The sequence below is a fragment of the Mycoplasmoides alvi ATCC 29626 genome, assembly GCF_000701785.1.
GTDB lineage: Bacteria > Bacillota_I > Bacilli_A > Mycoplasmatales > Mycoplasmoidaceae > Mycoplasmoides > Mycoplasmoides alvi.
Window position 1 is genome coordinate 164,675 of sequence record NZ_JNJU01000001.1, and the last position, 19,364, is coordinate 184,038.

16 protein-coding genes are annotated in these 19,364 nt (G+C 23.8%); 14 read left to right on the top strand and 2 right to left on the bottom strand.

What is annotated here, in order from left to right:
- Positions 1–10 precede the first annotated feature (10 nt).
- On the bottom strand, positions 11–1,690 hold the full coding sequence (locus tag T383_RS0100625; protein ID WP_156940226.1) for a hypothetical protein: 1,680 nt from the start codon (positions 1,688–1,690) through the stop codon (positions 11–13).
- Between the two features lie 413 nt (positions 1,691–2,103).
- Between T383_RS0100625 and T383_RS0100630 the strand changes: the two genes are divergently transcribed.
- From T383_RS0100630 to pheT, 10 genes are all read left to right on the top strand, one after another.
- Positions 2,104–3,912, top strand: coding sequence for an ABC transporter ATP-binding protein (locus tag T383_RS0100630; protein ID WP_052663896.1), 1,809 nt, complete (start codon positions 2,104–2,106; stop codon positions 3,910–3,912).
- A gap of 2 nt (positions 3,913–3,914) precedes the next feature.
- Positions 3,915–5,720 carry an ABC transporter ATP-binding protein gene (locus tag T383_RS0100635; protein ID WP_033159737.1) on the top strand — a complete coding sequence of 602 codons (1,806 nt, stop codon included), beginning with the start codon at positions 3,915–3,917 and terminating at the stop codon, positions 5,718–5,720.
- A 65-nt stretch (positions 5,721–5,785) separates the two neighbouring features.
- A complete protein-coding gene (locus T383_RS03680; protein WP_052663898.1) occupies positions 5,786–9,466 on the top strand; it encodes an AAA domain-containing protein in 3,681 nt (1,226 codons plus the stop codon).
- A gap of 101 nt (positions 9,467–9,567) precedes the next feature.
- Positions 9,568–10,206 carry an NAD(P)-dependent oxidoreductase gene (locus tag T383_RS0100645; RefSeq protein WP_033159738.1) on the top strand — a complete coding sequence of 213 codons (639 nt, stop codon included), beginning with the start codon at positions 9,568–9,570 and terminating at the stop codon, positions 10,204–10,206.
- 386 nt (positions 10,207–10,592) lie between these two features.
- Entirely contained in the window at positions 10,593–11,207 is a 615-nt protein-coding gene (infC, locus tag T383_RS0100650; RefSeq protein WP_084269009.1) for a translation initiation factor IF-3, read from the top strand.
- 8 nt (positions 11,208–11,215) lie between these two features.
- A complete protein-coding gene (gene rpmI, locus T383_RS0100655) occupies positions 11,216–11,407 on the top strand; it encodes a 50S ribosomal protein L35 (RefSeq protein ID WP_033159739.1) in 192 nt (63 codons plus the stop codon).
- A 48-nt stretch (positions 11,408–11,455) separates the two neighbouring features.
- Positions 11,456–11,803: a 50S ribosomal protein L20 gene (gene rplT, locus T383_RS0100660; RefSeq protein WP_033159740.1), complete on the top strand. Its 348-nt coding sequence runs from the start codon at positions 11,456–11,458 to the stop codon at positions 11,801–11,803.
- A gap of 13 nt (positions 11,804–11,816) precedes the next feature.
- Entirely contained in the window at positions 11,817–12,311 is a 495-nt protein-coding gene (locus tag T383_RS0100665; protein ID WP_033159741.1) for a dUTP diphosphatase, read from the top strand.
- Between the two features lie 16 nt (positions 12,312–12,327).
- A complete protein-coding gene (gene pheS, locus T383_RS0100670; RefSeq protein WP_033159742.1) occupies positions 12,328–13,344 on the top strand; it encodes a phenylalanine--tRNA ligase subunit alpha in 1,017 nt (338 codons plus the stop codon).
- A gap of 6 nt (positions 13,345–13,350) precedes the next feature.
- On the top strand, positions 13,351–15,858 hold the full coding sequence (pheT, locus tag T383_RS0100675; protein WP_033159743.1) for a phenylalanine--tRNA ligase subunit beta: 2,508 nt from the start codon (positions 13,351–13,353) through the stop codon (positions 15,856–15,858).
- Positions 15,859–15,899: 41 nt separating this feature from the next.
- Here pheT and rnhC read toward each other — a convergent pair whose 3' ends face one another.
- On the bottom strand, positions 15,900–16,811 hold the full coding sequence (rnhC, locus tag T383_RS0100680; RefSeq protein ID WP_052663900.1) for a ribonuclease HIII: 912 nt from the start codon (positions 16,809–16,811) through the stop codon (positions 15,900–15,902).
- A gap of 102 nt (positions 16,812–16,913) precedes the next feature.
- On the opposite strand from rnhC, the gene T383_RS0100685 reads away from it, so the two are divergent.
- Genes T383_RS0100685 through thyA form a run of 4 tightly spaced genes read left to right on the top strand, consistent with a single transcriptional unit; the run spans position 16,914 to position 19,364 of the window.
- Positions 16,914–17,324: a DivIVA domain-containing protein gene (locus tag T383_RS0100685; protein ID WP_033159744.1), complete on the top strand. Its 411-nt coding sequence runs from the start codon at positions 16,914–16,916 to the stop codon at positions 17,322–17,324.
- A 24-nt stretch (positions 17,325–17,348) separates the two neighbouring features.
- Positions 17,349–17,699: a holo-ACP synthase gene (locus T383_RS0100690; RefSeq protein WP_033159745.1), complete on the top strand. Its 351-nt coding sequence runs from the start codon at positions 17,349–17,351 to the stop codon at positions 17,697–17,699.
- Positions 17,700–17,731: 32 nt separating this feature from the next.
- Positions 17,732–18,493, top strand: a complete 762-nt coding sequence (locus T383_RS0100695; RefSeq protein WP_169735581.1) for a lysophospholipid acyltransferase family protein — start codon at positions 17,732–17,734, stop codon at positions 18,491–18,493.
- Between the two features lie 4 nt (positions 18,494–18,497).
- On the top strand, positions 18,498–19,364 hold the full coding sequence (thyA, locus tag T383_RS0100700) for a thymidylate synthase (RefSeq protein WP_033159747.1): 867 nt from the start codon (positions 18,498–18,500) through the stop codon (positions 19,362–19,364).

Genomic DNA, 19,364 nt, shown 5'->3' on the forward strand with positions numbered 1-19,364 from the left:
ATTTAAATCTTTATAAATTATTTTTATTTATTTTTAACTCTTTAGCAGTTTTTAATTTTAAGAAATACATGGTACCCATATAAAGAAAAGCAATAATACCAATAATTGCTAATGGGAATGATCATGCTTCCATTAAAAAAAATTTTTCTGATTTTTGGTATCCAATTCCAAATAACACAATAAACAAAATTGCTAGTCCTTGTGCAAATACCATTAAAATTGCTGGATGCTTTTCTGATGAAATTGAAAGTCTTGCTGCATTAAGTAATTGTCCTAATGGGTAAAAAATACAATAGATTCCCAAATAAAAATAAGCAAAGGAATTAGGAAAATTCATTAAATTTGTTACACTATTTGCATTTAATCCAATGTAATCTTGGATTAAAAAATTATTTGATATAAATCTTGCAATAAAATCATTAAGTGTTATTCCATCAATAATTTGAGTATTTAATATATTAATAATTTCTTGTTTTTGCAATTCAGTTAATTCACTATTATTTTTAATAATAGAAATAATTTGTTCTTTTGTTACAAGCAGTAAATTTACTTTAATTGTTTCAGTATCATATGATGCAACTTGATTTTTAACATATTCACTTGCTAGTGGATTAATCAAAAATGAGCAAATAACAGTTATTAAAATGGTTACAATGGATGCAAAAATGAATAAAAATCCAATACTTTTTTGAATTTGAACATTATTTTTTTGTTCTGGATTAATTGCAAAATAAAAATAAATTGAGTCAGCAAATCCTAAAGTTACAAAAGGAATCAAATACATCATGTTGTATCAAATAATTCTAGACATTTGATAGTTTAATGGAACAACATTAGTTAAATCAGTTGGAGTTTCATAATTAATTAATAATAATGCACCACCCTTAAAAATTTGAATTGATAAACTAATTAAAATTGGTCTTCATGTATAACTAATTAGCTTCAAAATATTTGTTTTGTTGATATTAATTTTATTTTTTTTAAAAGTATCAGTTACAAAATAATTATGAATAAAAGAACACAAGCAAGAGATTAAGGTTCCAATTGACAAACCCAATCCAAGTCCTATAGATTTTAAAGGTGTATATAGTGATAAAATTGCTGAAAATAAAAACATCATGCCAAACATTAAGCATATGTGAAAAATTACCCATTTACTGTTTAACTTATAATAAAGGTTCATAATCAATGTTGAAGCAATGGTTGTTAAGAAAACAAAACCACTAGAACTATAAATCATATTGTATGCTGGTTCTAAAGAATCAATTGTATTAATATGAGCATTAGCGTGTTTGGTGTATAAATATGCTGGACCAATAAAAAGTGGTAATATGATTAAACCATAAATTAAAGCAATAAATAATTGATCATATATAAGATGATTAGCATTATTTGGATATAACTTATTATTTTTTTTATTTTGAATTACATAATATGTTGAAAAAATAACAAAGGTAAAGCCAATTTGAGAATATGCCAATAGAAATGATGTAACATAACCAATTCCCATTGCTGCATATGCTCCATGCACATCTAAGTTTGCAGAAATTAAACAAATAAAAATTGGTAAAAAAACATTTAAAAAAGAAAAAATAATAAAAACAATTGAATTTTTTAATATTTCTTTTAAAAGGAAAAAAGGGACACGATTATTATTAATAAGTTTTTTAATTGATAAATTTGTTCTCATAAAACATGAATTCATTTTAATTGTTAATCTAGTGAATTTTAAACAAACTTTTTCAAGAAATTTAGGCAAAAGCTATATAAGCACTAAATTTATACCATATTAAGTTCTTTTTAAAAAAACAAATTCTTTAAGATTTAACATTTTTAAAGTTAGTTAAATTAAATAAAAAAATTCTTTATTCAAGTGTCAAACAAAAATATGTAAATTTAAATACTATGGTAAAATTTCTAATAGATAGATTTTATTTTAATAACTTTACTAATATTCTGTTATAGGAAGGCAAAAAATGCTTTGTATAGCAGATTGTGCTTGCTTTTTCAGTGAACATTTTATTTATAAATGCATTTATTTTAAATAATAACTTTCTAAGAGTTCAAAACTAACTTTTAATTAATGTTTTTTAAGAATTTATTATGAAACTATTGTATTGTCAACTAAATAAGAAGAAAAAAATTACATTATTTTTAATGATTTTTTTAACTTTTATTTATGTTTCTGCAAATAGTTTTGCAATAATTTTATTATCGCTATTTATTGACATTTTATCTAATTATCAAAATCAATTTGTAAATAATGATGTCACTATTTGAGAAAAACTTTTTAGTTGATTGTACGATAATAGTGCACTTGATATTAATCAAAAACTTTTTATTTTGCTTGGTTTAACAATAATTTTTGTAAGTTTTTCTTTTTTCTTAAGAATAGTTGTCCGTATTAAATTAACTAAAATAACAATGGAAATGATGTTTTTATTAAGAAATAATTTGTATAAACATATTTTGTATCTTCATGAAGATGCCTTTAATAAGATGTCACCAACTTCAATTATTAATCGGATAAATAGTGACATGTATTTATTACAAGAATCTGCAATAAATTATTTTATGTATTTTTATGAATATGCATTGTATATTGTTATAAATATTATTTTTGGAATTACTTTAAACCCACTTTTATCTACAATATATTTATTAATCATTCCTTTAGGGGCATTGATATCATATTTAACCCAAAAATATGCAGATAAGTATTATGAAAAAAATTTAGCATCATTGGATTTGACAAATCAAATTGTTAGGGAAAATATTCTTGGAATAAGAATAATTAAGGCTTTTAATTTACAAAAACACCAATACACACGTTTTTCTATAAATAATAAAAATTGGTTAAAAACAATTGTTAGAGCTGAAATTTTTATGATGTTAGCTGTAATTCTCTTGTATGTATTATTAAATCTTTCAATTATTGCAATTTTAATTTTTGGTGGATTTATTGAAACAAAGAATATTTTTGGTGGACTGACAGTGGGTGTAATTGTTGCATTCATAAATTACATTTTTAGTAATGTATTTTGTGTTTATGGATTGACAAGTACTTTGCTTGGTATATATAGGACTAAACCAGTTATTCGTAGAATTCAAGACATAAAAAATAGTGCAATTGAAAATTTAAATTTTGGTAAGACATTAAATAAATTTGTTCCAAAAATTGTGTTTAAAAATGTAAATTTTTCTTATGAAAATGATTTCAATTTATTAAATTTGACAAATATTAACTTAACTATAAATCCTAATGAAACTATTGGTATCATTGGACAAACTGGTTCTGGAAAATCAACTTTGGTAAATTTAATTGGTCGATTACATGAACCTATATCTGGAGAAATTGAAATAAGTGATGTTCCAATAAAAGATTTAAATTTAGTTTATTTACGTAATAATTTAGGTTATGCATTTCAAAATAAATTAATTTTTGCAGGAACAATTAAATCTAATATACTAAATGGCAATAAGAATGCAACTGACGAAGAAATTAAACAAGCTTCTAAAATTGCTTGTGCTGATGAATTTATTATGAACTTACCTTTAAAGTATGATAGTAAGGTTAATCAATATGGTTCTAATTTATCAGGAGGCCAAAAACAAAGACTTTCTTTGGCAAGGGCATTAGTAAGAAAACCAAAAATTTTAATTTTGGACGACACTTTAAGTGCTTTAGATAATTTAACAAGAGATCAAGTTATAAATAATTTAAATTTTAATTACTCTAATTCCACTAAAATAATTGTTTCACAACAAATAAAAGCAATTAAACATGCAGATAAAATAATTGTTATGCAAGATGGAAAAATTATCGCTGAAGGTACACACAATTTTTTACTTAATAGTTGTGCTTTGTACAAAGAAATTAGTGATTCTCAAAAAACCATTGGAGATGTTTAACAATGAAAAAGAAAAATACCCATAGTTACACATGGTTTAATGTTATTTCTTTGTTGTGGCATTATTTGTATAATGATAAAAAGAAGTTAATTGGCGCTATTTTTTTGGCATTTATTAAAAGTATTTTAAGTATTTCATTATCAGTTTTTATTGGTTTTTTGGTTCAAAATTGTTTTGAAAAATTTTCTAGTTCAAATCCTGAAATTATTAGCGAAGGGTGAAGTCAATTGTTTTATGGCTGCTTATTAATTTTTTTAGGATATATGATTTATTTTCTGCTTTATTTGTATGCAACAAAAATTGTTATTAAACTTTCTTTTAACTTAGGTTATCGAATACGTGATTTAATTTTTTTAAAAATTCATCGCATGTCTTATAGTGTAATTCAACAAAAAATGACTGGTGATTTAATGGCTAGATCAACAATTGATGTTAATGCATTAGCAGTTAATATGTCTTTTAACATTAGTAATATGTTTGTTGCACCAGTAATTGTTATTGGAGTTTACATAGCATTGTTTATTTTATCTCCATTATTGGCATTAATTATGGTTGCTATGTTTGTTATTACAACTACTGGAGCTTTCTTATTTGCTAAATTTAGTGCATCAAAATTTCGTGATGCTCAATATTCAATTGGTGACATGAATGTAGAAGTAGAAGAACAAATTAGTAATCGTAGGGTGACAAAATTTTTTAATTTACAAGAATTAGCTTTTCAAAGATTTTTAGATATTAATGAAAAACAAAAAAATCTTTCTATTAAAGCAGAATCCAAAATTAACCTTATTTTTCCATGAAATGAATTTGTTGAAAATATTATGTTATCAGTTTTATATGTAGTAGCAATTATTTTTGCAATTAATAATATTGGAAGTGGTGCATTCGGATCAATTACTGTAGGAACATTAACTTCATTTTCTATGCTTGCACGTTACTCAAATGGTGAAGCTATTTGATCTTTAAGATTAATTGGAAATGTACAAAAAATGATTGTTTCAGGTGATCGATGCTTGTCAATTCTTAACTTAGAAAATTATGTTGATAATGCAACGAATTTCATGCAAAATGTACAAGGCAATATTGAGTTTAAAAATGTTAATTTTTCTTATGATAAATCAACAAAAATTTTGAAAAATATTTCATTTAAAATTCCTTGCAAAACAACTACAACAATTGTTGGTCCAACAGGTAGCGGAAAAACAACAATTATTAATTTATTATCCCGTTTTTATGAAATTGATAGTGGTTCAATTTTAATTGACAATTATGATATTAGAGATATTTCTCAAGAAAATTTATGTAAAAATATTTCAGTTGTTTTACAAGATTCCTTTTTATTTAGTGAATCTATTAGGAATAATATTGCTTATGGAAATTTAGATGCTACAAACGAAGAAATAGTTAATGCAGCAAAATCTGCTAATATTCATAATTTTATTGAATCATTGCCACAAAAATATGACACAATTATTTCAGAAAGAATTAATGATTTTAGTGATGGACAAATTCAAATGATTGCTCTAGCTAGAGCATTTTTAAGCAAAGCCCCAATATTAGTTCTTGATGAAGCAACCTCTTCAGTAGATTCAAAAACTGAAAAAGATATTCAAGATGCTATTTTAAAATTAATGAAAACAAGAACTATTATTATAATTGCTCATAGATTATCAACAATTGTTCATGCAAATCAAATTTTAGTTATGAATTCTGGATCTATTATTGAAAAAGGTACTCATGAAGAACTTTTAAAGCTTCAAGGGTTTTATTATGATTTGTATAATGCTAATGTAATGATGGAATCTTAAGAAAACAATTACTTAATATATTTAAAAACTTTATTTATAATTTCTAGATATGGTTAGGGTTATTAATGGCTAAGAGTTTAGATTTTAAGTTAAATAATATGATTGTTGTGAAAAAAATGGATTCAGCAATCAAATTAAAAAAAAGTTCAGGTGTGATTGATTTACTATCAATAATAGACAAAAGTCAATTACATGAACTTTTGAATAATGATATTGATAAAGTACTAGTAAAAAAAGTAATTGATGTTAAAGAAATAAGTAAAGAATTATTAAAGACTAAAAAATATGAAGATTTTTTAGAAATTATTGATAAATATAACATTAATGCATTTTCTAATGCTAAACTAAAACAATTTCAAAAAGATTTTAATAAAGATCAAATATTAGATGCTATTCAAATTTTGAATGATTATGATTTTAAATTAAAGAAAAATTTAAAAAGTCTTAGTAGGGAAGCAAATAATTCTTATTTAGAAAAAGGAATTTGATCTCTTTATATATGTTTTTATTTTTTATCAGGTTCAACAATAACTACTAAAACTCCTATTAAGGGACCATTAGTTAATATTCCAATTGATTTTAAATTTGACGGAACTAAACTTTATATTATTAAAAAAGAAAAAGCATTAACAATTAATGAACGATTATATGTTTTTTTGATGCATGAATATTCCAATAATTTACCACTTAATCAATTTAATGATAGAACATCATTGTCAGAAATTATTACTGATTTAGAAAAAATAACTAACCAACCAATTATTTGTAATAAGGAATTGTTGTCTAATGATTCAAATTTTTATTCTTTTGAAAAATATTGTGATGATAATTTATCAATTGACTACCAAAATGGTGCTTTATCAGTTATTCCTAATGCTATTGTATGCAATTTACAATTAACTGGTGGTAAATTAAAACAAGATTTAAGTAATATTTTATCCAATGATCCTAGTGATCCATTTGAATCTGATTCATTTCAAAAATCAGTAGAATACTATGAAAATCAAATTGTAACGACTGCAAAATCATTAATTGAAGTTGGTCGTCCCATAAACATTTATCAAAAGTATGCTATTTCATCTGCTTTAGAACAAAATACATTGATTATTGGGGCTCCAGGAACCGGAAAATCTGAAGTAATATCAAATCTTATTGCGAACATTATTTATAACAACAAGAATGCAATGCTTGTGTCAGAAAAAAAAGCAGCATTGGATGTTTTGGTTAAACGTTCTGGCGAATTAGATCCACTTATTTTATATGCTTATGATTTTGATACTAAGGATAATTTTTATAAACGCATTTTAAATATGGAAGAAAAGTTAGGTCAATGGTATAGAAATGACTTTTCTAATAATTCATTGGGTACATTGTTAAAAGATAAAATTGATGAATTTAGATCATTTAATTTGTATTTTAGTAATTTGATTTATAGTGAAGTTGAATTTGCCAAGAAAAAAGATAATTATAGTGAAAATTTTATTGATTTTAGTTCAAATAAAATAACTTCATTTGATGTTGTGCAGCATATTCCAATTTCTGGTTACTTATTGTTGCCTGATGGAACTAATGAAAATAAACTGTGAAAAAGTTTGTCAATATATTTGTTAAATAATTTTGATGACATTATTATTAAAAAACTAAAAAAATGATTTGAAGAAAATCATTACATTTTTGATGTAGAAACTTTTGATGATTTTATTAAAAAAATATGAAGTGAATATGTTTACTTCAATAGTCTTTGTGAAGAATATAATGATTTACTTAAACATTTTCCTAACATAGTAAAAACTGTTTTAAAACTTAATTTAAGAAATGAAAAAGATAAAAAAAATAGTATTGCAATTTGTTCAAATAAAAGTAATACAATTTTTGCAAAATATTTATATTTGTTGCTTGAAAAACAAGAAGATATTTCAAGTAGTTTTAAATTGCATTTTATTCATTTTCCAAGTGCAGCTGTTAGAAAAAAATATAAAAAATTTGCTTTAGATTTAAAAGATTTTTTAAATAGTTTGAGTAAACTAAATAAATTAAATTGGGTTAGTTACAATAAAATTCAAGAATTTAAAATATCATCATTAGAATGAAAAACAGTAATTCAACATAATTGATGATCATCAATTTTTTCTGAAAATCGTTTTTTAGAATTGTTAAGAACAAACATTTTTCAAGAAACCATATCTTTACTTAAGAGAAATAAAGATTCTTTTGTAAAAGATAATGATTTATTAATTTTTAATAATCAAATAAATTTGATAAGAAATAATTTACAAAAATTATCATCAGATAAAAAAGATAGGTTTTTACAAATGTTTAAACAAGCATCTAAACCAAGAAAACCTTCTGTTTATTCTTTTGTTAATGAATACTATCAAGAGTTAAAACAAATTTTTTCAATTTGAGTTATGAGTCCAGACGTAGTTGCTGAATTTATTCCTTTAAATAGACATGAATTTGATTATGGAATTTTTGATGAAGCTAGTCAAATGTTTTTGGAAAGAGGATATCCTTTAGTTTATCGTTGTTCTGTTAACACAATAGCAGGAGATTCTAATCAATTAAAACCCACAAGTTTTTTTATGACTAGATTTGATGATAATGAAGTGATTAAATCTTTAAAAAATGATTTTGACAACAATGATTCTAACAATTATAGTGATGCTATGGAAATCGATGATAATGAATCAATTGTCTCTTTATTAGATAAAGCAGAAAATTCTCGATGAAATAAATTTCATTTAAGAAACCATTATCGTTCTGTTTCTAAACAACTAGTTGAATTTTCTAATATGAACATTTATAACAACAATTTAAACATTGCAACTTTTAATGGATTGTGAAGGGATAAAACTCTTGAAATTTTTGATATAAATGGTAGATGAATAAATCGTTCTAATAAAGAAGAAGCAGAAGAAATTTTAAAAGCAATTAAAATTAATCACAAAAAATTTGAATCTATTTTAGTAATTGCATTTAACATTCAACAAGCTGACTTAATTGAAGACATGTTGGTAAATAGTGATAATGTTGATATTTCTATTAAAGAAAAAATTAATAAGTGTATTTTTATAACTAATTTGGAAAGTGTTCAAGGATCTGAAGCTGATCTTGTTTTGTTATCTGTTGGTTTTGCAAAAAATGAAGATGGAATTTTAAGAGCTAATTTTGGAGCAATAAATAAAGATGGAGGGCGAAATCGATTAAATGTTGCAATTACGCGTGCGAAAAGCAAAATGATTATCTTTAAATCATTTAAAGCTAGTGATATACCAGCACAGAAATTATTAAGCGCAGATGCCAATGTATTTATTAATTGAATTAGATATTTGGACGATTATAGTGCTAAAGAATCAGAAGAATTGATTTTATTCAAGAAAAAAAATTCAAACCCTAAATTTGATAATCAATTTGTTAATGAAGTTTATGAAGAGTTACTTAAATTAAATTTACCAGTCAATTACTATGTAAGTGCTAATCTCCCAGTAGGAAACAAGAAAATTGATATTGGAATTATGGATTCTAGTTCCAATAAGTGTGCATTAGGTATTTTAATTGATAGATGATCATCATTAATGACAGCTAAAGATAGAATAGAAAGTTATGATGATCAATTATTTTTAGAATCTCGCGGTTATGTTATGTATCGAATAAAAGAGTATGAGTGAATTTTGATGAAAAATGTAATTCTAGATTCAATTAAATCTAAGTTATTAGATTTTAAAAACACAGAACTAGTTGAGTAACAATCAAAATATTTAATTAATTTTAGTTTTCAAGCAAATAAAAACAATTTTCTTGCCTTGTTGTTATACTTTAATTAAATTCTAAAAAGAAAGTTTAATTTATGAAAATAGCAATTATAGGTGCAACTGGCAAAGCCGGTATGCTAATAATGAAAGAATGTTTAAGAAAAAAATATAATGTTACTGCAATTGTTCGTGATAGTTCTAAGTTAGATGGTTTATCTAAAATTAAAATTCTTCAAAAAAAGATCCTTGATCTAACTAAAAAAGATTTATCTTCATTTGATGTTATTATCAATGCTTTTGGAGTATCTGAAAATAATTTATTAGATCAATATATTATTTTTACAACTCATTTATTAAGTTTATTAGAAGGTACCAAAATCCGCTATATTGTAGTTGGTGGAGCAGGTAGTTTATTTACTGATAATTCTCATAAAATGCATGTTTTTGAAAGTTTATCTTTCCCAAAAGAATTTTTAAATATTGCAATTATCAGAATGAAAGAACTAGATATTTTAAAAGCTTCTAAAAATGTAAGATGAACATTTTTTAGTCCAGCAATATTTTTTGATGAGAAAGGCAAGGAAACAGGAAAATATATTATTGGAAATGATGAAGTTATTATGAATTCTGAAAACAAAAGTTATATAAGTTATGCTGATTATGCAATAGCTTTAGTTGATGAAATTAAAAATAAAAATTTTATTAATAAACAATTTACTGCTGTTTCTAACTAAAATTTATAATCAAATGTTATAGTATAATTTTTATTTTTTATTTAATGCATGCACTGTTATTTAAATATATAGAAACATTAAATTTTGATATTTTAATTATTGAGTTTAAATGTTATTTTCATGTTTTTTACAATTTTTAGATAGGTTTAAACATAGGTAACATCAACAAAAAAATAACTATTAGATATTTTTACTTTGTGGTATTGTATAATTGCTATGTTTATTTAAATTTAATTTAATATAACAAAAGAAGTTTTTTAACTCACCTTGTCATGTTTAAAGTTTGGTTTAATACATGAAGGTTAATTAAAGTGTAACTTGTGTTTATATTTGTTTATGCTAGTTAGTCACAGGTTTTTATTTTTGTGTTTGTAAAAAGGATATAAATGAGTAGTAATAGTAATCAACAAAACAGCAATAGTGGTAATGCAAAAAAAAGTATTAAAAATAGTAATACTCCACTAATGAATGAAAATTTACCTAATAGAATTATTTTAATTGATGAAAATGCAACAAATTTAGGAGAAGTTTCTAAGTCACAAGCTTTGCAAATGGCCAATGAGAAGCAACTTGATGTTGTTTTAATTTCCCCAAATGCCAATCCACCAATAGCAAAATTATTAGATTATGGTCGTTATCTTTATGAACAAAAACGTAAAAAGCGAGAGTCAAAAAAGAAACAAACTGTTATAAAAGTCAAGGAAATAAATGTTAAACCTACAATTGGTCAACATGATATATCATGAAGGGCAAAGAATGCTATTAATTGATTAGATGATGGATTTCATGTAAAATTTTCTGTGAAAGCTTTTAATCGTTTAATTACTAGAGAAGAAATTATAAATAATCTCTTCAATTCATTTATTGAATTGATTGGAGATCATGGGGAAATTGAAAAAAAATTTACTAGAACTGCTGCTAATACCTATGAAGCAACAATTGTTCCAAACAAAAATTACAAACCAAAAGTAAATGAAAATGATCAAAAAAAGAAAGGTTAAATAATTTTATGCCTAAAATGAAAACAAAAAGTGCTGCAACCAAAAGATTCAAATTAACTAAGAGCAAAAAGATTAAGCGGAAACATGCTTATACATCTCATTTAGCTCCAAATAAAACAACCAAACAAAAAAGACACTTAAGAAAGTCTTCTTTAGTTAACAAAAACCAAGAAAAAACAATTCGCAACTTAATAAATTAATTTTATTTACTTGTTTTTATTACACATATAGCATAGGAGGAAATTAAAATGCGTGTCAAAGGTGGAACTGTTACAAGACAACGTCGCAAAAAATGAATTAATGAAGCAGAAGGTAGTTTTGGGACTAGACATGTTTCTTATAAAATAGCTAAACAAACTGTAATTCAATCTGCTAAGTATTCTTACCGTGATCGTAAAAATAAAAAGCGAGATTTTCGTGCATTGTGAATTAGTCGTTTAAATGGAGTTTTAAGAGAGTGTGGTGTCACTTATTCAGTTTTTATTAATAAATTGAGAAGTAATAACATCATAATAAATAGAAAAATTCTTTCAGAAATGGCTATTAATCAACCACAGGAATTTAATCAACTTGTTAAAGAAGTAATGAGTAAATAATAGTTAATAAAGAATGATTTGAAATTTAAAAAAATTATTTATAATTCAAAAAAAATTAGATGAACAGATACTTAGTAAGTTCAAACTTTCATATTCACAAACATTTTTAAAAAGAAAATTAGCTTTACTTGTTGAACTTTCTGAATTAGCTAATGAAATTCGTTTTTTTAAATTTTGATCAATTAAACCATCTAGTGAAAACCATGTTATTTTAAGTGAATTTTCGGATGTATTACATTTTGCATTAACTTTTATTGTTCAATTTGATTGTTTATTAGTTTATAAGATTAAACCCATTAAAAACAAACTTAGTAGCAAACAACTAACTACATTCTTTTTAAAACTTTTTAAATTAGCTCAAAATATTTCTGATTCAAGGTCAACTAACTTATTTTTAAAAGAATTTTTAAAATTAACTTACTATTTAAATTTTACAAAAAATGATATTTTTGAAGCTTATTTATCTAAAAATAAAATAAACATTCAAAGAAATAATTCTAATTATTAATGAAAGTGGTATTTGTATGTTATTTAACCATGATGAATTAATTTGGCAGCTTAAAGAAGAAATTAAAGACATTGATAATGTTAGAAAATTGTATGAAATTAAAAATGTTTTTACAAAAAAATTTATAAAACCACTTTTTCAACATTTGGCATCAACTGAAAATGAAGACCAAAAAAAAGAAATAGGATTACAATTAAAAATTTTACAAGATGAAATTAATCTTTTGGTAGAAAATACTAAGAATAAAATTGAGGATCAAATTGATCAAGTGTTTTCTCCTAATTATGATATGATGTTGCCAGCAAATAATTTATTTTCTGGAACAAATCATATTCTTCAGAAAACAATCGATGAAATTATTTTGTTTTTTCAAAAATTTAATTTCAAAATTGTAAATAATAATGAATTAACTACAACCACTTTTTGTTTTGATGTTTTAAATATTCCTATAGATCATCCTGGAAGAAGCACTAAAGATACATTTTATGTAGATAATAAACATTTATTAAGAACTCAATGTACAGCATCAACAATTCAAGCTGTTTTGCAAATGAATCAGCAAAAAGATATTCGTGTTTTGAGTTTTGGCAATGTTTATCGCAATGATACTGATGATGCAACACATTCTCATCAGTTTAAACAAGTTGATTTTATATGAATTCGTCAAAATATGTCTCTAACAAATCTAAAATGATTTATTCAAAAATTTATTAGCTATATTTTTTCTGATGGAATTAAAACTAGATTTAGACTTTCTTATTTTCCATTTACTGAACCATCATTTGAAGTTGATGTTAAATGTTGAAATTGTCAAAAAGGATGTAATGTTTGCAAGCAATCTGGTTGAATAGAAATTTTAGGTTCAGGATTATTGCATCCTGTAGTAATTAAATCTGTTGGAATTAATTCAAAATTTTCTGGTTTAGCTGCTGGAATTGGTATTGAGCGTTTGGCAATGATAAAACATGAAATAAATGACATTCGTGAATTTTATGAAAATGATTTTCGTTTTAATGATCAATTTAAGGATTAAATTAATATGTTGTTGTCTAAAAAAATCATGAGTACTTTCATTGACTATATTGATGATATTGATGAAAAAACTATTTCCAATGCTCTCAATTCAATTGGAGCAGAGGTAGAGGGGATTTATTATTCACCTAAAATTGATACTTACTTAACAATAGGTAGAATTGTTGATATTAAAGAACACCCTCATTCTGAACATTTAACCATATGTCGTGTTCAAATTACTAGTTCTAAAGTAAGTGATATTGTTTGTGGTGCTGAAAATGTAAGTAAAAGAGAAGTAATTGGAAAGTATGTAATTGTTGCTCTAATTGGTTCTGAACTACCAAATGGCAAAACTATTGTGTCTAAAAATATTAATGGTGTTATATCTGAAGGAATGATTTGTTCATATGAAGAATTAAATCCTGATTATAAAAAATATATTTCTGACAATGATTTAAAAAAAGTTATTGTTCTTGATGATGCAAAGTTATTTGATAAAGAAATAACAAAGTATATTAGTACTAATGATGTTGTTTTTGATATTAATGTTCCAACTAATCGACCAGAATGGCAAGGTGCTAAATTTATTTGTCGTGAAATTGCAGTTGCTTTAAAACTTAATTTTAAAGACAAAATGCGAAACTATAAGAGCAAAATGCAATGATTTAATAATCCATATAAAGTTTTAAATTATGCACCTTCTTATTGTAATTATTTTGATGTAATTGGATTAAGAAGTAAGCGTGTAAAAGAATCTACATGAGATTTGAAGGGTATTTTAATTAATCACATGATTAAACCAGTTAATGACATTATAGATCATTGTACTTTAATATCTTTGCTAACTGGCAACCCAATTAATGTGTATGATGCTTCAAAAATTGAAGGAGAGTTGATATTAAGAATTGCTACAACCGAAGATAAATTTTTAGCTTCTGATGGGAAATGATATAAAATTTTGCCTGGCGATTTGCTTGTTTGTGATCGCGTTAAAATTGTTTCAATAGCTGGTATTATTTTATCCAAAGATGTTATGGTAACTTCTGAAACTACATCATTTTTAATTGAAATTGCTAATTTTAAGAAAACAAAAATTTTACAAACTGCAGAAAGATTGCATTTAAATACCTTATCAAGTAAATTATTTTCTAAACAAATTCCATTGTATGCAACAAAACTAACAATTGATCATGTTTATCGATATTTATTAAAAGATAATGTTTATCAACAAATTTCTGCTTTAAATACTAAATGTAATGTTGATGAATTCTATCGAAAAATTCCAATTAATTTTGATGATATTCGTAATTTAATTGGTTTATCTCATAAAGAATTATCTGATTCAGAAATCCAAAATATACTTCAAAATCTAGGTTTTTATGTCAATGGAAAAATGGTTTCTGTTCCCGCTTATAGAAGTGACATATGAGTTTGACAAGATATAGCAGAGGAAATTGTAAAAATTGTCAATATTAATTCATTAAAAGCTGAACCAATTAATGCTAACTATCTATTTAGTTCATCCAGTGAGAATAATTATGAGCTAATCACTAAATTAAATTACAAATTACATAGTTTACAAATTTCTAGTGTAAATACTTATAATTTAACTAATTTTGAAGATGCAAAAATTTTTAATTTTTTTAATTATGAAAATCCAATTAAGGTTTTAAACCCTTCTTCTGTTGAACATGAATATTTTCGTATAAATATGATTAATAATTTATTAAGGGTTCTTGAATATAATAAAAAACGTAATAATAAATTAAAACCTATATTTGAATTACAAAGTTTGCCTACAGCAAAAACTTCTGATTTTCATGTTGGAATTGTAGTTCCTTCTAAGTTATTTGAGAACATACCATTTAAAAGTGGAATTGATAATAATTTATTAACAATGAAAGGTTTAAGTGATGTTATTGTTGATACATTTGGTTTTAGATGTGAATATAAACCCATTAACAAATCAGATTACTTAATTGTCAATGATTCTTTGCAACTAGTTGTATATGATGAAATTATTGGTTTTATGGGGCAAATTAAACCATCAATTTTAAAAAAATATCATTTAGATGACAACATGATTTATGCTTTAGACATTAACCTAGAAAAATTAATAACTTCTTTGAACAGGATTCAACATCAGTATACTCCTTATAGTAAATTACAAAATATTGATCGTGATATAACTTTTTGTTTATTTAATAACCAATCATTTGATGTATTTATGAACATAATTAATTCAATCCCAGAAATTTTGCAATGAGAAATTATTTCTATTTATAAAAAAGAAAAAATAAACAATTCTGAAGAATATGTAGAAGAAAGTAATGAGTTGTCTATAGAAAATGTAAATGATAAAAATAAATTAAAATATGTCAATGAGGAAAAAGATAAATTTAGTGACATCAGTTACACAGTTAGATATTACATTAAACAAACAAATAAAACATTATCTTCAAATGAAATTAATCAAATTAGTAATAAATTAGTGGAAAAATGTGAATTGAACAAAATTTTTGTGCAAAAATAAAATAAACTTCTAATGTCAAATCATTTTAAATTTTAAACTTATTATTTAATTATTTTTTTTGTAAAACTAAAATGAAGTTTTACAAATTTTTTTAGTTCATCAAAACCATATTTTTCATAAATAAATTTGCTCAAATTTAAAACTTTTGGATTACTTGAACCAAGATATATTTTGGAATTTATTTTTTTTTCTAATTTTTTAATTGATTCCAACCAAAAATTACGAGCCAAAATTGATGCTGTTGCGATCGACAAATATTTGCTTTCACCTTGAGTTTCAAAAATATCAATTTTTATTTTTAATTTTTCTTCAATTTTGTTTAAATAATTTTCATAATTTTTTTTACTAGCAAATTGATCCATTATAACTATTGTATTTTCTCTATTTATGTTATATTTTTGAATTAATCCATTAATTGCTTTATTATGAAGAAAAGTTTTTATAACATGAGAATTTTGGTATTTATTAAATAAATTATTGTATTCATTAGCATCCACATGAGCAATAAAATTTTTAATGTTTGCATTTATAATTTTTTGAGCCATTTGCTGAATTTGTAAATTATTTAATTTTTTTGAATCTTGAACATTAATATTCTTTAAAACAAATTTGTCTTCTTTGTTTACAAAAACAGCACATACACTAATTCCTCCAAAATAATCACCTACTCCCACTTCATCTGAACCAATTTCATTATTAATATTTTTTTTAATTTTGTTTTGTTCTAACTTAATATTTCAGTTTTTTTTAAAAATTAAATTAAATGTTTCATCGGCATTTTTGCCTTGGAATACTATTGTACCTGTTTTATATACATTTATTCTTGTTTGATTTAGAATAAAACTAAAATGAATATTAGGATCATTTGTTTTGATTAAAAATGTATTATATTTTTCTATTAATTTTTTAAGTTCTAATTTATTAAGCTTCTTTGTAATATTTTTGTTTTTCATTATATAAATTTATTTAAAATATAATAAGTAGTAAATGTTATTTTATTTTTATTCTATTAAAATAAAACTTAATGTATCAATTTTTAAATATGGGTTTATAAAATGAAGTCTAGTGATAATGAAAAAGCATTAAGAGTAACTGTTGATGAAATTTTAAACAAACGATTCAAGGAAACTAGTTCAAGTGGTTATGATCCTGATGATGTTGATGAATTTTTGGATAAAATTGCTAAAACATTAAATCATTATGAAAAATCTTTTGAACGCTATTTAACTGGAATTAATAATTTTGAATCAATTAGTGAAAAAACTAGTCGTCAGGATGCAATTATTAAAAAGTTACAAATGGAAATTCAAGATTTATACAACAATGGTTATGGTCATCAAGCTATGATGCGTCGTGTTCAACAATTAGAAAAAAATTTTCAAGATCGTAATGCTTTTATCAAAGAAAAATGAGAAGAAATGAGTAAGTTTATGAACTTGATTTTACGTAAATTAGAAATTTATTAAGTTTTTATACAAAGGATGTAATTTATGATTTTAGGTGTAGGAATTGATGTTGTTAATATAACTAAAATTGCAGAAAAAAAAACTGATGAATTTATTAAGCGTTTATTAACTGAATCGGAGTTGAAAAAATATCAAGAATTAAAAGATGATCGAAAAGAAAATATGTTTTTATCTGTTAGATGAGCATTAAAAGAAGCTATCTATAAGTCATTAAAAACTAAACAATTGTTTACAGATTTAGAAATTAAAAAAATTAATGGTTCGTATGAGTGTTTTTTAGTAGATGACAATACTATTAATTTGCATTTGTCTGTTTCATACGAGTCAAATACAATTAGTGCAATATGTATAGCTGAAAGTAATTTAATAAAATAATGAATAAAATTACTAGGTGTTTTATTAGGTTTTTGCAATATTTAACATTTCCGATTGTTGGTATTGAAGTGTTGTTTAGATATTTATTTGCTTTGTCAAAATCCAAAAAATATTTAGAATCACCTGAAAAGTTTAATGTTGATGAACGTTTTAGAACAGTTTATTTATTAGTAAGTAGAATTTTGTATTTTAAAGGTATAAAAATTATTGAAGAAGGTTGAGATAATGTTCCAAAAAGACCAGTACTTTTTGTACCTAATCATAAATCAAATATTGATCCTTTAATATTAATAAATATTTTAAATAATCATAAAGATTATCCATTAGTGACTTTTGTAGCGAAAAAAGAATTATTAGACAAACCTTTTGGTAAGATATTAAGATTGATTGATGTTGTTTTTATAGATCGAAATGACATACGACAAATAGCAAGTTCTATTGAAGATCAGGAAAATTTGATTAGAAACAATATATCTCTAGGAATTTTTCCTGAAGGTACTAGAACATTTAGTGATGAAATTAAAGAATTTAAGGGAGGATCACTAAAAGTAGCTTATAGAACTTTTGTGCCAATTGTTCCTGTAGTTCTATATAACACACAACAAAGAATGGATAAAAAAAATAAAAATTACAAAATAAATAAATATAAAGGTTATAAAGTTTATGTTAGATTTTTAGAACCTTTGATGCCTATAAAGTTTATGAATGTTGATTCAAATAATGTTGCAAATAACATTAGAAATAGTATCCACGAAAACTATTTGAAAATAAAATTGAGTTTAGAAAAGAAATAAAAATATGATTCAATATTTAAACATATTAGAAGATGTTCTTCAAAATGGCATTATAACTGAAAATAGGACAGCAACTAAAACATTATCTAAATTTGGTTTACGAATGGAATTTGACTTAGAACAAGGTTATCCATTAGTTACAACAAAAAAAATTTTTTTTGCTGGAATTCTTCATGAATTACTTTGGTTTATTAGTGGAGATACAAACATTCAATATTTAGTTAAAAATAATGTAAATATCTGAAATGAATGACCATATGAAAAATTTAAAAAATCTAATTTATTTAATGGTCAAGACATTTATTGATTCAAAGAAAAAATTATTAATGACAATGAGTTTGCCAAAAAATGAGGTGATTTAGGACCTGTTTATGGTAAACAATGGCGAAATTTTAATGGAGTTGATCAACTTAAAAATGTAATTTTAGAAATCAAAAAGAATCCAACTTCACGTAGATTGATAGTGAGTTCTTGAAATCCTCTAGAAATTAATGATATGGCTTTGCCACCTTGTCATACTTTGTTTCAATTTAGAGTATTAGATAATAAATTACATTGTCAATTGTATCAAAGAAGTGCTGATTTATTTTTAGGGGTTCCATTTAATATTGCTTCTTATGCATTATTAAATATATTGATTGCTCATGTTACAAACTTGAAATGTGGTAAATTTATTCATACAATAGGTGATGCTCATATTTATGAAAATCATATTGAACAGGTAAAATTACAATTAAAAAGATTACCAAAAAAATTACCATTAATTAAATTAAATAAAAATGTAAATAATTTATTTGAATTTAAATTTAATGATGTTCAATTGATTAATTATGATTATTGACCTAAAATTTCAGGTAAAGTTTCGGTGTAA